The 3,470-nt window shown below is 58.8% G+C and carries 5 protein-coding genes; all 5 read left to right on the top strand.

The window, feature by feature from the left end:
- Positions 1-288: 288 nt before the first annotated feature.
- Positions 289-1,572: a SpoIIE family protein phosphatase gene (locus Q0O05_RS11820; protein WP_293663273.1), complete on the top strand. Its 1,284-nt coding sequence runs from the start codon at positions 289-291 to the stop codon at positions 1,570-1,572.
- A gap of 15 nt (positions 1,573-1,587) precedes the next feature.
- Positions 1,588-2,169 carry a SiaB family protein kinase gene (locus Q0O05_RS11815; protein WP_293663271.1) on the top strand — a complete coding sequence of 194 codons (582 nt, stop codon included), beginning with the start codon at positions 1,588-1,590 and terminating at the stop codon, positions 2,167-2,169.
- A gap of 37 nt (positions 2,170-2,206) precedes the next feature.
- Positions 2,207-2,614 (top strand): DUF1987 domain-containing protein, encoded by a 408-nt coding sequence (locus Q0O05_RS11810; RefSeq protein ID WP_293663269.1) that lies wholly within the window; start codon positions 2,207-2,209, stop codon positions 2,612-2,614.
- Positions 2,580-3,008, top strand: a complete 429-nt coding sequence (locus Q0O05_RS11805) for a DUF1987 domain-containing protein (protein WP_293663267.1) — start codon at positions 2,580-2,582, stop codon at positions 3,006-3,008. Before Q0O05_RS11810 ends, Q0O05_RS11805 begins: the two co-directional genes overlap by 35 nt.
- Positions 3,009-3,022: 14 nt before the next feature.
- Positions 3,023-3,470, top strand: a 448-nt coding sequence (locus tag Q0O05_RS11800) for a response regulator (RefSeq protein WP_293663265.1), incomplete at its 3' end; no start/stop codon positions are given.

The raw sequence follows: 3,470 nt of genomic DNA, 5'->3' as shown, positions 1-3,470 counted from the left end.
ACTTGCCCCGGTGCGGGGACGTCGGCAAACGGTGGACGGTCCTGGCCGCGCCAGCGCCACTGCGCGCGGGCCCGGACCAATGGGTTGAGATCATCAATGTGCATGGGCAGGCCTGACAATAGCAGTTCTGGTCAATATGGGCGGCAGGTCGATGCGTTGCGCAGGCTGTTTTTTTGCGAGGCAGTGCGTTGTCTCCATCGAACAACGCGCAGTCCAACAGTCACAAATCGTTAAGCTTTTGTGAATTCAGTCAGCTAGAAGTAGGAATATAAAGAGCAGAAAGAGCCAATGCTGAATGTAGAGAGCCTGTACGAGTCGCTGGCTTCGTCGTTTGCCCACAGCGGGGATGGGAAGTCCACCCTCATCACCCGGGCAGAGCAGCTTACGCGGTCGCAGGAGCCCGTGTCTCAGCATGTCACCTCTGAGGAATTGCGGCTCAAATTCACCGAGCATGTTGGCATGTCATCGGTCGTGGTGGTTGAGGACCGCCGGCCTATCGGCATGGTTAACCGCAACACCTTCATGGAGCAGTACGCTCGCCCCTACGCGCGCGAACTTTACGGCAGCAAGTCCTGCGTTCATTTTATGGACGCCAAGCCGCTGATTGTGGATGTCGGCACCCCGGTGGAGACCTTGGTCAGAGCCGCTGTCGAGTCCGGTGGCAAGGTGCTCACCGATGGGTACATCACCACCCAGCATGGCGACTACGCTGGCATCGGCTCGGGCTTTGACCTCATCAAAGCGATGTCGGAGATTGAGGCTGAAAAGACCCGCCAGTTGATGTCGTCCATCAGTTACGCATCGCTGATTCAGCGCAGTCATTTGGTGGAGTCGGATCAGGTTTTGCGCAACGACATTGGGGCCTACGCGCTGATGTGGCAGCCCCGCGATGTGGTGGGCGGCGACGCGTATTTTTTTCGCAAGGTTGGAGACGGCGTGTTCGGCTGCGTGTTTGACTGCACGGGGCACGGCGTTCCCGGCGCCTTTATGACGCTGATCGTGTTGTCCTTTCTGGAGCAGCAGGTTCATCCCGGGACCACCGGCATTCAGCCCGGCGAGTTGCTGGCCCAACTCAATGCCTATATCAAGCGCGTGCTGCGCCAGCCCGACCGGCACGCCAGCGACATGGCTAGGGGTGAAAAAAGTTCGAATGATGGCTTGGACGCCGCCATGTTCGTGCTCTCCGCCGATCAGCAGTCCATGCGTTTTGCGTCTGCCAAGCTGGTCTTGCTGCTGGCCCGAAAAGACGGCTCTGATGTAGTGCAAATCGATGGTGAGCGCATAGCCATTGGCTACTCCGACACGCTGTTAGCCAGCCGCTGGCCGACCCACGAAGTGACGCTGGGGCCGGACTGCCTGGTGGTAATCCCCACCGATGGCGTGATTGACCAGATTGGCGAGGCCAAACGCATTGCCCATGGTAAGAAGCGCTTGGTGCGGTTCCTGCAAGAAAACCGCGATGCCCGGGTGGCAGCATGGCTCTCCGATTTTGATGAAAACTTCACCGCCTGGCAGGGCAGACAAAAGCGGCGTGATGACGTCACGATGCTGGCCTTTCGCACCCCAGCATGAGCAGAGCATTTGTCCATGAGCGCTACCTCCATGAACCTCTCTGAATTCCAAGCCTTTCACGACCAGGCACTCTCTGCCGGCGTAGTGTTCTATCAAAAGGGCGAATTCACCAGCCCCGTGATTGCTGGTGCTGCCGAGGCGCTAAAAGGCCGCTTGCAGGAGTCCGGCGTTTCCGGTCCGATAACGCGCAAGTTGTTTTCTACTTTTGTAGAGATGGCGCAAAACATTCATCACTACGCCGCCCCCGAGCCCGATTCCGGTGTCCAGCCGCCAGTGGGGGCGGGCACTATCACGATCGTAAAAAGCGGTAACGACTACGCGGTGATTTGTGTCAATCGCATCGATGCCGACCAAATTCCGCGTATCAGTGAGAAGCTCGATCAGGTGCGCTCCATGAGCCTGGAAGAAATCAAAAAGGCCTACAGAGAGCAGCTTCACAATAACGCGCACTCAGAGGAAGACGCACTCTCCAAGGGCGCTGGTCTGGGCTGGCTCACCGTGGCGCGGGACGCGCGGCAGCCGCTGGACTACAGCTTCACCACCGACCCGGCCGGGGACGGGAAATTTAGTTTCTTCTCCGTCAAAGCGGTGATTTGACGGCCTAGCCGCACCTCATCATCACAACAAAATCGCCATGCCCGACATCTACGCCGCACGCACAACGTCGACCCCGTCGGTCGCGCTGTCCCTGGACACAAACCGCTTTGAGTTGCTCGGCGAGTGCTACCCCGAAAATTCGCTTCCCTTCTTTGCGCCCATCGTCAGCGCGCTCAAAGCGCATTTTGCGCAGGCCAGTCCCGCTCGTTTTGAGGCGCACTTTCACTTGCATTACGTCAATAGCGCCTCCACCAAGGGCCTGCAGAACATCATCAGCGTGCTCAATGATGCGGGTGCTGCCGGCACTGCCATTGAAGTCTTCTGGGCCTACGACCCCGAGGACGATGCGCTGGAAGACCTTGGCGCCGAACTGATGGAAGACTTCACCCATGTGGTGATGCACCGCCGGCATGTTTCCGCAGGCTCAGAAGACACCGGGGGTTGATGCGGTGCGCTTAATCCGAGCCCATGCCACGGCGGATACGCCGGAGGTGATTTTTGATCTTGCGGAGAACACGCTGCGCATCGTCGGCGAGTGCTATCCGGACAATGCGCTCGATTTTTTCGGGCCCCTGCTAGACCGGCTGAAACGACACTTCGCCAAGGGCGGAGTCCAGCGCTTTAGAGCACAAATTGACATCCATTACGTCAACACCATGGGCACCAAGGCGCTACAGAACGTGCTGGCCTGCCTCGATGCAGAGGCCGCCGCCGGCGTGGACGTGGAAGTGGTCTGGCTGCACGACCCGGAGGACGATGCGCTCGAAGAGTTAGGGCGCTACCTGCTGGAAGAATTCAAATCGTTGCGTGGGTTGATTTCGGCTCAGGCACGAATTTAAGAAGGGGAAGACGTATGGAAATTTATTGCATTGACGACGACATGATCAGCCGGATGGCGCTGCTGGACATTGTTCAGCCCATCGTCGGCGCAGGCGCAGAGCTGATTGAGTTCGACGGCGCTGTTGAGGCCTGGGCCCGCTTGCAAACCGCGGCCACGCTGCCTGCGCTGGTGTGCTGCGATGTGCGCATGCCCGAGATGACGGGGCTTGAGTTCCTGGAGAAGGTTCGTGGCGAACCGAAGACCCGCGATCTGCCAGTCTGCCTGATCACCTCGGCCAATGACCCTGAAACCATTAAAAAGGCCATGTCGCTGCAAGTGACAGGCTTCCTGATCAAGCCCTTCTCGCATGATGACGCGGTGACCCGGCTCAACAAGGTGCTGAGCGTGGTGCGCAACCGCCAGATGGAATCGCCCGCAGCCACCATGGCCCGTCTGAAGATTACCGCCGAGCGCTATTCGC

It is taken from the genome of Rhodoferax sp. OV413, assembly GCF_945881795.1.
GTDB lineage: Bacteria > Pseudomonadota > Gammaproteobacteria > Burkholderiales > Burkholderiaceae_C > Allorhodoferax.
This window is presented reverse-complemented; position numbering and strand designations above follow the sequence as displayed.

What these genes read in the sequence shown, in the direction of transcription:
- Q0O05_RS11810 (WP_293663269.1), top strand. Translation starts at nt 2,207, where the DNA reads ATGCCCGACATCTACGCCGCACGCACAACGTCGACCCCGTCGGTCGCG.
- Q0O05_RS11820 (WP_293663273.1), top strand. Translation starts at nt 289, where the DNA reads ATGCTGAATGTAGAGAGCCTGTACGAGTCGCTGGCTTCGTCGTTTGCC.
- Q0O05_RS11815 (WP_293663271.1), top strand. Translation starts at nt 1,588, where the DNA reads ATGAGCGCTACCTCCATGAACCTCTCTGAATTCCAAGCCTTTCACGAC.
- Q0O05_RS11805 (WP_293663267.1), top strand. Translation starts at nt 2,580, where the DNA reads ATGTTTCCGCAGGCTCAGAAGACACCGGGGGTTGATGCGGTGCGCTTA.